We start from the raw sequence: 14987 nt of genomic DNA on the forward strand, positions 1-14987 counted from the left end.
CATCCGGAGACAAAACAATGAAACGATTTCCCCTCACCGCGCTGACCGCCGCACTGGCCCTGATGCCACTGCTGAGCCATGCGCAGGTTTTCCCCGAGAAGGCCATCACCTTCGTCGTGCCCTTCGCGGCCGGCACCGCCACCGACCAGATCGCGCGCGCGCTCGGCAACCAGATCGCGGCGGAGACGAAGCAGGCCGTCATCATCGACAACAAGGCCGGCGCCAGCGGCTTCATCGCCTCGCAGAACGTGGCCAAGGCGCCCGCCGACGGCTACACGGTGCTCATCACCACTAACACCACGCACGCGGCCAACGAGCACCTGTTCAAGAAGCTGCCCTACGACCCGGTGAAAGACTTCGCGCCCATCGCGGCGCTCGGCAAGGGCGGGCAGATCATGGTGGTGAATCCCTCGTTCCCTGCGAAGAACGTGGCCGAGTTCATCGCGCTCGCGAAGAAGGATCCGGGCAAGTACAGCTTCGGCAGCGGCAGTTCGTCCAGCCGCATGGCGGGCGAGCTGCTGCAGCAGATGGCCGACATCAAGCTGCTGCACGTGCCCTACAAGAGCAACACGCTCGCCGTGACCGACCTGCTGGGCAGCCAGATCAACATGATGATCACCGACACGGCCACCGGCCTGCCGCAGGTCAAGGCCGGCAAGCTGCGCGCGCTGGGCATCTCCAGCTCGGCACGCTCGCCGCTCGCGCCCGACGTGCCCACCATCTCCGAGGCCGGCGTGAAGGGCTATGAAATGGGCTACTGGTTCGCGGCCTATGCGCCCGCGAAGACGCCGCCCGCAGTGGTCAAGCGGCTCAACGAACTGCTGGTGAAGGCCGCGAAGAGCGAGGCTGCGAAGACCGCGTTCTACGAGCCGACCGGCACCGAGGTGTTCACGACCTCGCCCGAAGAGCTTGCGAAGTTCCAGGCCAACGAGTCCCAGAAGTGGGGTCGCATCGTGAAGTCGGCCGGCATCGAGGCCGAGTAGCCCGCGTGCCGTAGCGGGGACCGGCGCCGCAACGCGACAAGACACACAACGAAGGAGACAAACCATGAAACGCTGGAGCCTTTGGGCTGCCACGGTGGCTTCGGCCGCCCTTTTTCTGACTGCCTGCGGTGGAAGCGGCGGAGGTGGTGGCGTGCTGCTGCCACCGCCCACCACCACGACACCCACCACACCGCCCGTGACTGCCACCGCGCCCAAGTACAAGCTCGCCATCACGGCGACCGAAGACGTGCCCGGCACATTCGGCAGCGTGGGCGCCTACGAGAAGATCACCGGCACCTTCACCGGCGAGGTCGATCCGAAGGACGCTCGCAACGCCATCATCCAGGACCTCTCGCTCGCGCCGCTCAATGCCAACGGCAAGGTCGAGTACACCTCCGACTTCGTGCTCTTCAAGCCGAAGGACATGACCAAGGCCAGCGGTGTGCTGCGCTACGACGCGCCGAACCGCGGCAACATCGTGAGCCTCGATCCGTACTTCGCCTCGCGCGGCTACGTGTTCCTGACGGCCGCCTGGCAGGGCGACGTGCCGGCCGGGCCCGGCAAGCTCACGCTGAAGGTGCCGGTCGCGAAGAACGCCGATGGCAGCAGCATCACCGGCACCTACCGCGCCGAGTTGCTGCCTACCGCAGCGAACAACGATTCGCTGCCCCTGCCAGGTGGCCCGTTCAATGCGGCGATGCAGGCCTACTCCACCGCGAGCCTCGACAACACGAAGCCCGGCTATGTGCTCACTCGCCGCATCAACGAAGGCGACGCGCGCCAACTCATTCCCGCGAGCGAGTGGAAGTTTGCGAAGTGCAGCGCCGCCACGCCGTTCCCCGGCACGCCCGACGAGACGAACGTCTGCCTCAAGGACAAATGGGACCCGGCCTACTTGTACGAACTGGTCTACATCGCGAAAGACCCGAAGGTCATGGGCCTGGGCCTCGCGGCGCTGCGCGACATGATCACCTTCTTCCACCGCGACGCGAGCGATGCGGCGGGCACGGCCAACCCAGTGGCTGCTGCCATCAAGAGCACCATTGCCTCGGGCGTCTCGCAGTGCGGCAACTTCATGAAGACCTTCGTGCACTTGGGCTTCAACGAGGACCGTGCGGGCCAGAAGGTGTTCGACGGCGTGTTCGCGCAAATCGCGGCGCGGCAGACCAACATCAACATGCGCTTCTCCATTCCTGGCGGCGGCGGTGGCGTGCGCGCCGACCACACGGCCTTCGGCCAGGCCGGCACGCGCGGCCTCTCGAAGGACTACGTGGACGACGTGGCGCAGCGGCGCGGCGGCATCCTGTCGCGCTGCGAGGCGAGCGGCACCTGTCCCAAGCTCTTCATCGGCTTCAGCGGCACCGAGTTCTGGACCCTGCAGGGCTCGCCGCTGCTGACCGATGCCTGGGGCACGACCGACCTCGTGCAGCCCGGCAACGCGCGCATCTACTACTACGCCAGCTCGCACCATCTGCTGGGCCTCCCGTCGCTGCCGGGTGCAAGCGCAGGGGCGCTGTATGCGACCAACGGCAATGCCGGCGTGATTCCGGTCGTGCGCGCGCTGTACCAGAACCTGGAAGACTGGGTCGTCAAGGGCACGACACCGCCCGACAGCCAGGTGCCGAAGCTGGCAGACACCACGCTGGTGCGGCCGCAGCAGGTCAAGTTCCCGGCGATTCCGGGCGTGAGCTACACGGGGCTGGTCAACACCTATTCGCTGCTGGACTGGGGCCCCAACTACAGGCCGCAGGACGAGAGCGGCATCGCCACGCAGGTGCCGCCGGCCTACCTGGGCCGCGACTACGCGATCCTGGTGCCGCAGGTGGATGCGGACGGCAACGACATCGCGGGCATCCGCAGCCTGGACGTCGCCGTGCCGCTGGGCACGAACACCGGTTGGAACTACACCAACCAGCCGGGCAGGATCGACCAGGCGGGCCTGTTCGGGTCGTACTTTGCGTTTGCCAAGACGGCGGCGCTGCGCGGAAGTGATCCGCGCCCGTCGCTGCAGGAGCGCTATGTGGATCAGGCGGGCTACATCGCGGCAGTGACCACGGCCGCCAACGACCTGGTGGCGAAGCGCTTCATGCTGCGTGTGGATGCCGACGCAGCGATTGCCAGCGCGATTGCCAACCCGGTGCTTCCTTAAGCCGAGTGCACCCCAAAGCCCGTCTTGCCCGGCGCGATGTGTTCGCGCAGGGTGAGCGCGGGAATCTCGTAGTCGCCGGCGTTCTGCCGGCGGAACGGGATCGGGTCTGTGGTGAACAGCGTGTCGAGCCTCTGGCCCAGTTCCTCGGTGATGCGCGCGTAGGCAGCCTCGTCGACCTTGTGCGTGCGATGCACCACGTACGGCGGCAGCACGTCGAATCCGGGGTAGTAGAGGATGCCGTGGTGGATGGGAAACAGCAGGTCGTCCATCGGCCCGTTGATGCCGCGCGGCGCGTAGTGCGATGCCCAGCCGCCGGTCGTTACCACCAGCATCGCGCGCTTGCCGGCCATCACGCCTTCGCCGAAGCGGTCGCCCCAGTGCGAGTCCGAATGCTCGCCGAGGCCATAGGCAAAGCCATAGGCGTAGATACGCTCGACCCAGCCCTTGAGGATGGCGGGCATCGAGTACCACCACAGCGGAAATTGCAGGACGACCGCGTCGGCCCACAGCAGCTTTTCTTGTTCGGCGGCGATGTCCGCGGTTTGCGTGCCGGCCTCGAATGCGTGAAGTGAATCGAGCACGGGGTCGAAGCGCGCGGCGGTGTCGCGCGCGGGGAAGTCGTCGGCGTCGAGCGCGGGCTTCCAGCGCATGGCGTACAGGTCGGACACCTGCACTGAATGGCCCGCAGCCGCCAGGCGTTCGAGCATGAAGCGATGGAGCGCGCCATTGAGCGAGGCGGCTTCGGGGTGGGCGAGTACCAGAAGGATGTTCACGGTTTCACGAGGGTTCGAATGAAGATGCCCTCAGGTTAGGCTTCGTGGCGATATATTGGAAATGAATAGTCTGAATTCCAGGAATTGCCATGAACAATTTCAGCCGCCTTGACCTCAACCTGCTGATCACGCTCGACACGCTGCTGGCCGAGCGCAATGTCACGCGTGCGGCCGAGCGGTTGAACCTGTCGCAGCCCTCGGTGAGCGTGCAGCTCGCCAAGCTGCGCGAAGCGTTCGACGACCCGCTGCTGGTGCCCGCGCAGCGCGGCATGCGGCCCACCGCGCGCGCCGATGAACTGCGCGAGCCTCTGCGCGAGGCGCTTGAATCGCTGGGCCGTGCAGTGGCGCCAACTCGGCCTTTCGATCCGGCCGAGGCGACCACCACCTGGCGCGTTGCCGCGGCCGACTATGCCGAGTCGGCCATCCTGCTGCCGGCGCTGGCCGGGCTGCGTGCCGCGGCGCCGCACACGCGGCTGGCCGTGGTGGAGGCCGTGCCTTCGCGCATGGCGCGGCAGCTGGAGAGCGGTGAGGTCGACCTGTTCTTTCACACCAGCGTGGGCGCGCCGCGTGGCCTGCACGCGCGCGTGCTCTTCCACGAACGCTACGTGCTGGCCGGGCGGGCAGGGCATCCGCGCCTGAAGCGCCGGCCGACGCTCGCGCAGTTCTGCGCGCTGGAGCATGTGGTGGTGTCGCTCGCCGGCGGAGGCTTCGCCGGGCCAACGGACGAGGCGCTGGCCGAAAAGGGTTTGACGCGGCGCGTGGCGCTGTCGGTGCCGCACTTCCTCTTCATGATGTCGGTGCTGGCCAGCACCGACATGGTCGCGATGCTGCCCGAGCGGCTGGCGCGCGGCGCGGCCGGGCTGCGGATGGTGGAGGCGCCGCTCGAAGTGCCCGGCTACGAGATGGCGATGCTCTGGCACGAGCGCCGGCACCGCGACCCGGCGCACAAGTGGCTGCGCGAGCAGATCGTTGCGAGCCTCTGAGCCGGGCTCGGAAGGGGCGGGCTCAGAAAGCGCTGATGGCCTTGTCGGTTTCGGCCTTGCGGTGCAGCGGTAGCCACAGCGTGAAGCGCGTCCCCGTGCTGCCGGACTGCCAGCTCACCGTGCCACCGATCACCTGCGCGCGCCGCTGCTGGTTGCGCAGCCCCCGTCCGCTTCGGCGCAGGGCCTCTTCCACGTCGAAGCCTTCGCCGTTGTCTTCGATCACCACGTTCACGCCTTCATCGACCGTCGCGGTGCTCACGCAGATGACGGTGGCCCGCGTGTGGCGCAGCACGTTGGCCACGCATTCCTGCACGATGCGCAGGATGTGCAGCGCGCCGTCCGGGTCCAGCCAGGGCAGCGAGGGCACGGGTTGCACTTCCCATTGCAGCGTGATGCCGGCGCTCTCGATGCGCGGCGCGAGGCGAAAGCGCATGGTTGCCAGCAGGAGCAGCAGGTCGGCTTCCACGTTTTCCATGGAGTCGATCACCAGCCTCAGGTCTTCCATGCAGCCCTTGAGCACGCGGGAAATCTCGGCCTCGCTCATGGCGCCTCGCTCCACCGAGCGGATGGCGCTGATCAGCGAAGAGCCCAGCCCGTCGTGCATGTCCTGCATGAGGCGGCGGCGCTCGGCATTGAGCATGTGCTGGTTCTCGATCACGCGCAGCCGCTGGTAGCTTTGCTCCAGCTCGGCTTCGCGCGCCTGCAGGCGCTGGGCCAGTCCCTTGTTCAGCCGGGCCACTTCGGCGAACGCGCCTGTGTAGCGCTGGAACATGATGTACGAGAAGACGAAGAACAGGCTGATGATGGCGTAGGGAGAGGTGTACACGGCCTCCGGGCTGACCAGGTTGTTCTGCAGAAGCCCGTCATAGGAAGTGAATGCGACGGCGAAGACAGTCCAGCCCGCCACCAGTCGTCCCTCGGGCAGTTGCGCGCGCAGCGCCTTGCGCAGGTTCACCGCAAAGATCGTCACCGCGACGGGCAGCACCATCAGGTTGAGCAGGGGCGTGAACAGGTAGAGACTGACGATATCCGTCGACACATGGGGCAGCGTTGCGATATTGCAGGCCAGCGCCAGGGTCACCGACACACGGGTCAGCCAGGGTGATGGCTGCTGGTGCAGGCGCTGCAAGAACAGGTGGATGAGGACGATCAGCCAGAGCAGGCTGGCCACTGTCATCCATTCGAACCAGTCGTCCGAAATCGGGATGAAGCTGCCGCCCGCGTAGTAGTGAAGCGTGCGCAGGAAGGCGAGCGCCGAGATGGCAAAGAACAGCAGGTAGAGCGATTCGCGCCTCTTGAACAGCCACACCGCGAACGCGAATGCGCCAACCGCCAGGAACGCGGCGCTGCCCATGAAGGGCAACTGCACCTGGAGCAACTGGCGGATCTGGTAGCGCCAGCTCAGCGATTCCTCGTCGCCCACCCACAGGGTCGAAAAGCCGCTGCCGCTGTTGCGCAGGCGGTCGACGCGAATCAGCACAGATGCCGGGGCGGGTGTATTGGCGGTCGCGTTCAACGGCAGCAGGAGCGGATGGTTGTAGCCGTTGTGGATGGGGCTGCCATGCGACTGGTAGAGCAGCACGCCGTCGCCGTACACCGCGATGTTGCCCAGGGTTTTCCAGCGTGGGAGGTAGAGAAGCTGCTGCTGCGTCTTCGGCGTCAGCCCGGACAGTTCGATGCGGTACCAGTCGGTGACGGTTCGCTCGCCGCTCGACGCATTGGGCACCAGTTCGCGCCGGGCTGTGTGGGGGAGGCTGACAGTCTTCCAGCCATCGGTTGGCAGCGCGGCGTCCACGATATGCCGCGGAGGTGCGGAATAGCCTGTGCCGGAAACCGAGAGCAACTCGGCCTGCGTGATGTGGACAGGGCCGTCGTGCTGCGGCACCGCATCCGCCGGGAGTTCATCGGCGTACGCAAACGACAGGAAGGCCAGCGGCAGGGCCAGCCAAAGCCTTGCGATCCACCGGCTGATTCGCCAACAGCCTTTGCTGCCTAGCCTCATAGATCGCTTCTGCCTCGGAAATCACTTTTCGCGTGCTGTGGATGCGCCGGACGATTGCCGGCACCGTGCTGTAGCCATCTTTTGACGAGCCCAGACTCCCGCTCACGCGGGCGGGCGCAATTATGTCCTCGCCCAGCCTTTCCGGCCAAACCAGGCAACTTGCCGCAAATTCTTGAATGGCATAGGCCGTCCGTCGAATGCACAGCGGCGGCCTCGCGCCCTAGCATGGAGCGCGTCGCCGCTCTTGCCGCACTCTGCCCGATGCACCGATGAAAACGCTCGCGTTCCTGGCCAGCCTCGCCGGCATGGCATTGCTTTCGCTCGCCACGGGTGCCGCCGAGCCCGCCAAGGACCACCCGCTGGTTGGCCGCTACGAGGGCGCGGTGCTCGACGGCTACAAGGCCGCCGCCTACGACGAGGTCGGCCTCATCAAGGAGCCGTTCCAGAACTGGGCCGGCGGCAAGCCCGACCTGCTCAAGGTCGAGGGCAAGGTGACGCTCTACCTCTACAAGCTGCCGAAGGACCGTTCGCTCCTCGAAGTGCAGCGCAACTACGAGTCCAGCCTGAAGGCCAAGGGCTTCGAGGTGCTGTTTACCTGCGGCACGGCCAACGCCTCCTGCTACAAGCCGCGGCCGGGCAGCGTGGACACCAACACGCCCTACGACTTCGCGCTGGCCTTCGACGACCCCGAGTGGCCGCGCCTGGGCAGCCGCGGCGACTACGCGCGCAACTATTTTTCGGTGAGCGGCCGCTACCTGCTGGCGAAGAAGACCGGGCCCACGGGCACCGTCTACGCCAGCATCGCGCTGGCCGAGCACAACGCCGATGTCGGCAATCACGCCTTCGTGCGCGTGGTCGAGAGCAAGGCGATGGAAGACAACAAGATCGTGTTTGTCGACGCGACGGCCATGCAGAAGAGCCTGGCGGAGACGGGGCGCGTCAATCTCTACGGCATCCTGTTCGACCTCGACAAGGACATCATCCGCCCCGAGTCGCAGCCCACGCTCGACGAGATGACCAAGCTGATGCGCAGCAACCCGCCGTTGAAGCTGTCGGTGGTGGGGCACACCGATGCGCAGGGCGAGGCGAAGCACAACGACGATCTGTCGAAGCGCCGCGCGCTGGCGGTGATCGCGGTGCTGGTGAAGGCTGGGGTGGACCCGCGCCGCTTCACCACGCGCGGTGCGGGCGCGTCAGAGCCGGTGGCGCCCAACGACAACGAGGCGGGGCGGGCGAAGAACCGGCGGGTGGAACTGATCCGCCTCTGAAGGAGCTTGCTCGCACCGCCCTCAGATGACCGGCACGCTGGTTTCCTTCAGCACGCGCAGCACGAAGTGCGACTTGCTGTGCCGGATGCCCGGGATCTTGTAGAGCTTTTCGCGCAGCAGCCGCTCGTAGTCGCGCGTGTCGCGCACGGCGATGCGGATGTAGTAGTCGTAGTCGCCCGACACCAGATAGGCCTCCTGTATCTCGGGAATGGTCGCGAGCACGCGGCCGAAGTCGTACAGGGTCTCGTCGGTGTGGCTTTCGAGCGTGACCTGCACGATCACCGAGTCGTGATAGCCGAGCTTGGCCGGGTCCACGTCGACCGTGTAGCGCTTGATGACGCCAGAGGCTTCGAGCTTCTTGATGCGCGTCCAGCAACTGGTGGGCGACAGGCCGACCTCGTTGCCGATCTCCTGCAGGGTCTTGCGCGAGTCGAGCAGCAGCACGCGCAGGATCGCCAGGTCGGTCTTGTCAAAAGATCCTTCGTTGTCGCCGGGTGTTTGCCGATTGGTTTTCATTAATCGAGCTTAAAGAGCCAAAAGAAAGAAGCATATTTTGCTCCCGAACCGGAAGAATTGACGGCATGCGACTGCTCGACCTACCCCTCACGCCCTCCCTCTCTCTTCACCCGGAAACGCCAGCGCGCATTCGCAACGGCGCCGAAGCCCTGCTCGACACGCTGGTCGAGTGCGGCGTCGACACCATCTTCGGCTACCCCGGCGGCGCGGCGCTGCCGCTGTACGACGCGCTGCACGGCGAGCCGCGGCTGCGCCATGTGCTGGTGCGCCACGAGCAGGCGGCCATGCATGCGGCCGAAGGCTATGCGCGCAGCACCGGCCGCGTGGGCGTGGTGCTGGTCACTTCGGGGCCGGGCGTGGGCAACACGATCACCGGGCTGCTCGACGCCATGAGCGATTCGGTGCCGGTGCTTTGCATCAGCGGGCAGGTGGCAACGGCCGTCATCGGTACGCAGGCGTTCCAGGAGAGCGATGCGCTGGGCATGTCGCGTTCGGTGACCAAGTGGAACCGGCAGGTGCGCTCGGCCGACGACGTGCCCTCGCTGGTGCGCCGCGCGCTGGAGATCGCTACCACCGGCCGCCCCGGGCCAGTGCTGCTCGACGTGCCGAAGGACATCCAGCTCGACCGCCTGGGCCACGCCCCCGAGCCAGCGCCGCTGCGCGCCTTGCGCACGAGCCGCATGGCGCTGCCGCCCAAGGCCATGATGCAGCGCGCGGCCGACCTGCTCTCGACCGCGCGCCGGCCCGTCATCTACGGCGGCGGCGGGCTGGTCAATTCGGGGCCTGCCGCGTGCGAGGCCTTTGCGAAGCTCGTGAACCTGCTGCACGCACCGTGCACGCTCACGCTGATGGGGCTGGGCGCGTTCCCCGCATCCGACCCGAAGTTCATTGGCATGCTGGGCATGCACGGCATGCTCGAAGCCAACCTCGCAATGCACGAGGCCGACCTCGTGGTGTGCGTCGGCGCGCGCTTCGACGACCGCGTGACCGGCAAGCTCGATGAGTTCTGTCCGCATGCACGCAAGATCCACATCGACATCGACCCTGGCAGCATCAACAAGGTGGTGCGCGTGGACGTGCCGATGGTGGGCGACTGCGAGGTGATCCTCGAAGGCCTGCTGGCGCTGCTGCCAGCGGAGGGCTTCGCGCCCGAGCGCCTCGCACCGTGGTGGGCGCGCATCGAGCGCTGGCGCGCGGAAGACTGCCTGGCCTTCGAAGCGCGCGAGGACTCGATCCTGCCGCAGCAGCTGATGTCGTCGCTGCAGAGCGCCATCGGCGGTCGCAATGCCATCGTGTCGACCGACGTGGGCCAGCACCAGATGTGGGCCGCGCAGTACCTGCGCTTCGACAGCCCGCGCCACTGGCTCACCTCGGGCGGGGCAGGGACCATGGGCTACGGCCTGCCCGCCGCCATCGGCGCGCAGATCGGCCACCCCGAAGCGCTGACCGTGTGCGTGAGCGGCGATGCCTCGGTGCTTATGAACATCCAGGAGCTCTCCACTGCCGTGCAGCACCGCGTGCCGGTGAAGCTGGTGCTGTGCAACAACGGCTACATGGGCATGGTGCGGCAATGGCAGGAGCTGAACCACGGCAACCGCCTGAGCCACAGCTGGAACGAGGCGCTGCCCGACTTCGTGGCGCTGGCCAAGGCCTTCGGCTGGGGCGCGCGGCGGGTGTCGGACCCGGCCGAGCTGGAAGACGCGCTGGCCGAATGCCTGGCGAGCCAGGGGCCGTTCTTTCTCGACGTGCAGGTGGCGGCGCAGGAGAACTGCTTTCCGATGATGCCCTCGGGGCACGGGCACCACCGGGTGATGCTGGCGAAGGACAGGTGGTACGAGGAATCCTGAGCGCAGGGTTCTAGACGCTCTGCAGGCGCACGTCGTTCGCGGGAATGGCGTTGAGCTCGGCCCAGTCCATCTCTTCTTCCAGCTGGTGGTAGGCGTCGTCCTCGATCTGCCCGCTGTGGCGCAGTGCTTCGAGCGCCTGCCGTTGCGCGCGGATGGCCACGGCGCGTAGCCGGTCGTGCGCCGTCTTCGCCTGCGGCTGGCGCTCGTCTTGCGCCAGCACGCGCGCCGCGCGGTATTCGTCGCGCACGGCGTCGGCCTCGCGGCTTTCTTCGGCTTCGAGGGCCGACAGCGCCGCGTCCATCATCGCGGTGCGCGCGAGCGACACCTCCTTGTCGAGCGACGCGTCGGGCTCGATCTTCAATGCCCTGATCAGCGGCCCGATGGTGAAGCCCTGGATCACCAGCGTGCCCAGCACGACCGCGAACGCGCTGAGCACGATGAGGTCGCGCCCCGGAAAATCCGCCGGCAGCGCGAAGGCCGTGGCCATCGTCACCAGCCCGCGCATGCCCGACCAGCCGACCAGCAACCCGATGCGCCTGGACGGCACGGGAATGTCGTGCCCCTGGGCGATCAGGCGCAGCTTGTACGTGCGCATCGCGGCCCCGTAGATCTGCACCCAGACCACCCGCACCGCGATGACCAGCACCAGCACGAGGCCGGCGAACTGCAGGGCATGCACCAGCTGCGGCCCCGACAGCCTTTCGAGGATGCTGCGTGCTTGCAGCCCCATCAGGAAGAAGGCCAGCACGTTGAGCGTGAACACCACCGCGCCCCACACCGCGTAGGAGTGCACGCGGTCGCGCGGCGCATGGTGCTTTGGCGCGAACTGCCCCAGCGTCATGCCGAAGGCAACCACCGAGATGATCGGCGACAGGTGCAGCCGCTCGGCCACGATCCACGCGCCGAAGGTCATCACGAACTGGAAGATGATGGCCGAGCGCGTGCCCGCGAAGAGCGGCGAGCCGAAGTGGATGTTGAGCTTGGCGAACGCGAAGCCGACCAGCGCACCGCCCGGCACCGCGACCAGCAGCATCGGCAGCGAACTCGTCATGGGCACGTGCGCGGCGCCGGCCGCCGACACCGCCACGCCGAACACCAGCAGCGCCACCGCGTCGTTGAGCAGGCTCTCGCCGTTGATGATCGACAGCGTGCGCCGCGGAATGCGGAACTGCTGCATCACCGCAGCCGCGGCCACAGCGTCGGGCGGCGCGACGATGGCGCCGAGCGTGATCGCGGCCGCCAGCGGCAGGCCCGCGAAAGCCCAGCCGGCCCATGCGACCACCGCCGTGGTCAGCAGCACCGCCACCAGCACCAGCGAGATCAGCGGCATCCAGTTGCGCCGCAGTTCGCGCGGTGAGATGTCGAAGGCTGAATCGAGGAGGGCAGGCGCGATGAAGAGCGCCAGCGCCAAGTGCGGGTCGAGGCTGATGTGCGGCACCCAGGGCATCGCGCCCAGGCACACGCCGGCCAGCGCCAGCATCGACGGATAGGGTAGTGCGAGGCGCCGCGAGAGCTGCAACAGCAGGCAGGCGGCGATCAGCATGACCAGCACGTTTTCGAAGATGTCCATCGAGGCCCTCGGTCTGGGTGTTGTTTTCCCCGAATACTAAGAGGTGGATTCATCTACGCCCGATGAAAAGAAAAGGGGCCCGGTTGCGGGCCCCTTTTCATCAGGCTGTCGGGACTATCAGGACTTCACGAACGCCAGCAGGTCGGCGTTGAACTTGTCCTTGTGCGTATCGGTCAGGCCGTGCGGTGCGCCGGGGTAGACGATCAGCTTGTTGTTCTTCACCAGCTTGGCCGAGGCCAGGCCGGCAGCGCCGATCGGCACGATCTGGTCGTCGTCGCCGTGAACGATGAGCGTGGGCACGTCGAACTTCTTCAGGTCTTCGGTGAAGTCGGTTTCCGAGAACGCCTTGATCGAGTCGTAGGTGTTCTTGTGGCCGCCCGCCATGCCCTGCGCCCACCACGAGTCGATGAGGCCCTGCGACACCTTGGCTCCGGGGCGGTTGAAGCCGAAGAAGGGACCCGAGGGCACGTCCTTGTAGAACTGCGAGCGGTTCGCGAGCTGCGCGGCGCGCAGGCCGTCGAACACTTCGATCGGCAGGCCGCCGGGGTTGGCGGCGGTCTTCAGCATCAGCGGCGGCACGGCCGAGATCAGCGCGGCCTTGGCCACCCGCTTGGTGCCGTGGCGGCCGATGTAGCGCGCCACTTCGCCGCCGCCGGTCGAGAAGCCGACCAGGATCACGTTCTTCAGGTCCAGCGTCTCGATGACGGTGGCGAGGTCGTCGGCGTAGGTGTCCATGTCGTTGCCGTTCCAGGGCTGGCTGGAGCGGCCATGGCCGCGGCGGTCATGCGCCACGGTGCGATAGCCCTGCGATGCGAGGAACAGCATCTGCGATTCCCAGCTGTCGGAGTTCAGCGGCCAGCCGTGGCTGAACACGACGGGCTGGCCGGAACCCCAGTCCTTGAAATACAGCTGCGTGCCGTCCTTGGTGACGATGGTGTTGCTCATGGTGCGTGTTCCTTTCAAAGAACGATGGATGGCGCCTTGGTTCGGCGCAGAAGTGGAGGCGGCGGACGCCGCCTGGGAAAAGCCGGTCCCCACGAGGGCTCCGGCTGCGACGGAAGCGCCACCGACCAGCAGGCTGCGGCGGGTCGGGGTGGCGGTGGGGTTCTTGCTGTTTGCGGACATGGTGCGCTCCTTGAGTGACGTGGTTGAGATGAGTTTTGTATCGTATGAATTAATATCGCATGCGATGTAATTGGCCTGAAAAAACAGGAACGGCGAAGCGGCTGCGCATCACGCGTTCCTGTCGAGGCTGGCGCGCAGACCCAGCAACTGGGTGCGCAGCGCGCCGATCTGGTCGGGAGACAACTCCATGGCCTGCGCGACGCAACCCGGCAGCCCCTGCGCCTTGGCGCGCAGCGCGCGGCCACCCGCCGTGAGCGACACGATGACCTGGCGCTCGTCCCTGGGCGAACGCACGCGCTGGATCAGTCCGCGGGCTTCGAGCCGCTTGAGCAGCGGGGTGAGGGTGGTGGTCTCGAGCGACAGGCGGGTGCAGATTTCGGAGACGTTGATCTCGTCCTTTTCCCACAGCACCAGCATGACAAGGTATTGCAGGTAGGTGAGATCCAAGTCGCGCAGCAGGCCGCGGTACACCTTGTTGAGGCTCAACATCGTCGAGTAGACGGCGAAGCAGAGCTGTTCGTCCAATACCAGTGAATTGCTCGCAGGGGCGTCGACGGGTTGGGCGGTGGAGCGCTTGGCAGGCATGGGCGAATATTAGATCGCATACGATCTAATGGCAAGCAATATTTCTCCGGCCGCGCGAACCCTTCAGTCCGGCGATCTGCGATAGGCCCCGGGCGGGGTTCCGAACTGGCTCCTGAAGCAGCGACTGAAATGGCTCGCATCGCCAAAGCCGTTGCGATAGGCGATCTCCGAAACGCTCAGGTGGTCGAGTCGCCGGTTCTGCAGTTCGTCCTTCGCGCGCTCCAGGCGGCGCACCTTGAGGTACGTGCCGTACTGCGTGCGCTGCATCTCGAACAGGCGGTGTGTGAGCCGCTTCGAAATGCCAAGCTCCTTCGAGACCGCATCGACCGACAGCTCCGCATCGCCGAGGTGCGCTTCGATGAACGCTACCAGCCGCTGCCAGCGGTCGCGCTCGCGGCGCTTGCCGTCGGCCGCGTCTTCGGCGACCGATTCGCCCATCGATTCGCAATAGGTCGCGGCCAGCAGCGAGACGAGCGACTGCTCCGAAAAATACGCCAGTGCCGGCGCAGCCTGTGCCGTACCGGGAAACACGTGCCCCATGTGCGCGCGGGCGGCCTCGGCCAGGCGCGAATCCGCCTGCGCGATCGAGGGCACGAAGCGGTCGTGCAGGTCGGCATAGATGCCGAAGAACCGGTCGGAGGGCAGGCGCAGCATCACCAGCTTGCCGGGCGAGGTCAGTGTGCAGGTGGAGGGAAGCCGGGTGGTGCGGAAAGTGATGTCGCCCTTGCGGAAGGGCATGCGCCTGCCGCCCTGATCGATGGTGCCTTCGCCTTCGACGGCAATCATCGCGAGCACGTCGCCCGTGCCGCCCATACCTCCGGTGGAGGCCAGCGCCGTGTCATGGCGAACCGCCAGCGGCGTCGAGGCGAAACTGATGGCCAGCCCGCCACCCACGAGGCGGCAGGCTTCGAGGCTCATGCGCGGGTTGCTGTCCTGCACGCTCAGTTCGCCGGGGTAGACCAGCGAATCGAGCGCATTCGAGTAGCCCTGCACGTCGCCCGGATAGAACGGGCGGAAGCAGGGCGCGAAGCTCAGGTCGGAGGCTGCTGTGTCGTGGTGCATGGGTGGGGCTCCTGCCGTTGGCCCGCACGCTTCGTGCCAAGCAGGTGCAGTCGGATGCAGTCTAGGCGGCCATCCGTTGGGCAGGACTTAAGACTTTCCACTAGTTGGCACGCTGGATCAACCC

12 protein-coding genes are annotated in these 14987 nt (G+C 66.6%); 5 read left to right on the plus strand and 7 right to left on the minus strand.

What is annotated here, in order from left to right:
- Nucleotides 1-17 precede the first annotated feature (17 nt).
- Nucleotides 18-983 carry a Bug family tripartite tricarboxylate transporter substrate binding protein gene (locus BLW48_RS17305; protein WP_093176562.1) on the plus strand — a complete coding sequence of 322 codons (966 nt, stop codon included), beginning with the start codon at nucleotides 18-20 and terminating at the stop codon, nucleotides 981-983.
- A gap of 64 nt (nucleotides 984-1047) precedes the next feature.
- Nucleotides 1048-3132, plus strand: coding sequence for an alpha/beta hydrolase domain-containing protein (locus BLW48_RS17310; protein ID WP_093176563.1), 2085 nt, complete (start codon nucleotides 1048-1050; stop codon nucleotides 3130-3132).
- Here BLW48_RS17310 and BLW48_RS17315 read toward each other — a convergent pair.
- The gene (locus tag BLW48_RS17315) at nucleotides 3129-3905 is read right to left on the minus strand and encodes an NAD(P)H-dependent oxidoreductase (RefSeq protein WP_093176565.1); all 777 of its coding nucleotides are present in this window, start codon (nucleotides 3903-3905) and stop codon (nucleotides 3129-3131) included. The two genes, BLW48_RS17310 and BLW48_RS17315, sit on opposite strands and share 4 nt — an antisense overlap.
- A gap of 89 nt (nucleotides 3906-3994) precedes the next feature.
- On the opposite strand from BLW48_RS17315, the gene BLW48_RS17320 reads away from it, so the two are divergent.
- A complete protein-coding gene (locus tag BLW48_RS17320; protein ID WP_093176567.1) occupies nucleotides 3995-4888 on the plus strand; it encodes a LysR family transcriptional regulator in 894 nt (297 codons plus the stop codon).
- Between the two features lie 22 nt (nucleotides 4889-4910).
- On the opposite strand, the gene BLW48_RS17325 is transcribed toward BLW48_RS17320, so the two are convergent.
- Nucleotides 4911-6890, minus strand: coding sequence for a sensor histidine kinase (locus BLW48_RS17325; RefSeq protein ID WP_093080399.1), 1980 nt, complete (start codon nucleotides 6888-6890; stop codon nucleotides 4911-4913).
- Nucleotides 6891-7159: 269 nt separating this feature from the next.
- Between BLW48_RS17325 and BLW48_RS17330 the strand changes: the two genes are divergently transcribed.
- Nucleotides 7160-8158 carry an OmpA family protein gene (locus BLW48_RS17330; RefSeq protein WP_093176568.1) on the plus strand — a complete coding sequence of 333 codons (999 nt, stop codon included), beginning with the start codon at nucleotides 7160-7162 and terminating at the stop codon, nucleotides 8156-8158.
- Nucleotides 8159-8179: 21 nt separating this feature from the next.
- On the opposite strand, the gene BLW48_RS17335 is transcribed toward BLW48_RS17330, so the two are convergent.
- The gene (locus tag BLW48_RS17335; protein ID WP_177142350.1) at nucleotides 8180-8674 is read right to left on the minus strand and encodes an Lrp/AsnC family transcriptional regulator; all 495 of its coding nucleotides are present in this window, start codon (nucleotides 8672-8674) and stop codon (nucleotides 8180-8182) included.
- A 65-nt stretch (nucleotides 8675-8739) separates the two neighbouring features.
- Here BLW48_RS17335 and ilvB point away from each other — a divergent pair, with 65 nt between their 5' ends.
- The gene (gene ilvB / locus BLW48_RS17340; RefSeq protein WP_093176570.1) at nucleotides 8740-10521 is read left to right on the plus strand and encodes a biosynthetic-type acetolactate synthase large subunit; all 1782 of its coding nucleotides are present in this window, start codon (nucleotides 8740-8742) and stop codon (nucleotides 10519-10521) included.
- 10 nt (nucleotides 10522-10531) lie between these two features.
- Here the strand turns inward: ilvB and BLW48_RS17345 are convergent, their stop codons facing one another.
- From BLW48_RS17345 to BLW48_RS17365, 4 genes are all read right to left on the minus strand, one after another.
- Entirely contained in the window at nucleotides 10532-12091 is a 1560-nt protein-coding gene (locus BLW48_RS17345) for a cation:proton antiporter (RefSeq protein WP_093176571.1), read from the minus strand.
- A 117-nt stretch (nucleotides 12092-12208) separates the two neighbouring features.
- Complete coding sequence (locus BLW48_RS17350; RefSeq protein WP_093176573.1) at nucleotides 12209-13036, minus strand: alpha/beta fold hydrolase; 828 nt, start codon at nucleotides 13034-13036, stop codon at nucleotides 12209-12211.
- 288 nt (nucleotides 13037-13324) lie between these two features.
- Entirely contained in the window at nucleotides 13325-13801 is a 477-nt protein-coding gene (locus BLW48_RS17360; RefSeq protein WP_093080409.1) for a MarR family winged helix-turn-helix transcriptional regulator, read from the minus strand.
- A gap of 63 nt (nucleotides 13802-13864) precedes the next feature.
- Entirely contained in the window at nucleotides 13865-14863 is a 999-nt protein-coding gene (locus tag BLW48_RS17365; RefSeq protein WP_093176575.1) for an AraC family transcriptional regulator, read from the minus strand.
- Nucleotides 14864-14987: the final 124 nt, after the last annotated feature.

The sequence above is a fragment of the Variovorax sp. YR266 genome, assembly GCF_900107295.1.
GTDB lineage: Bacteria > Pseudomonadota > Gammaproteobacteria > Burkholderiales > Burkholderiaceae_C > Variovorax.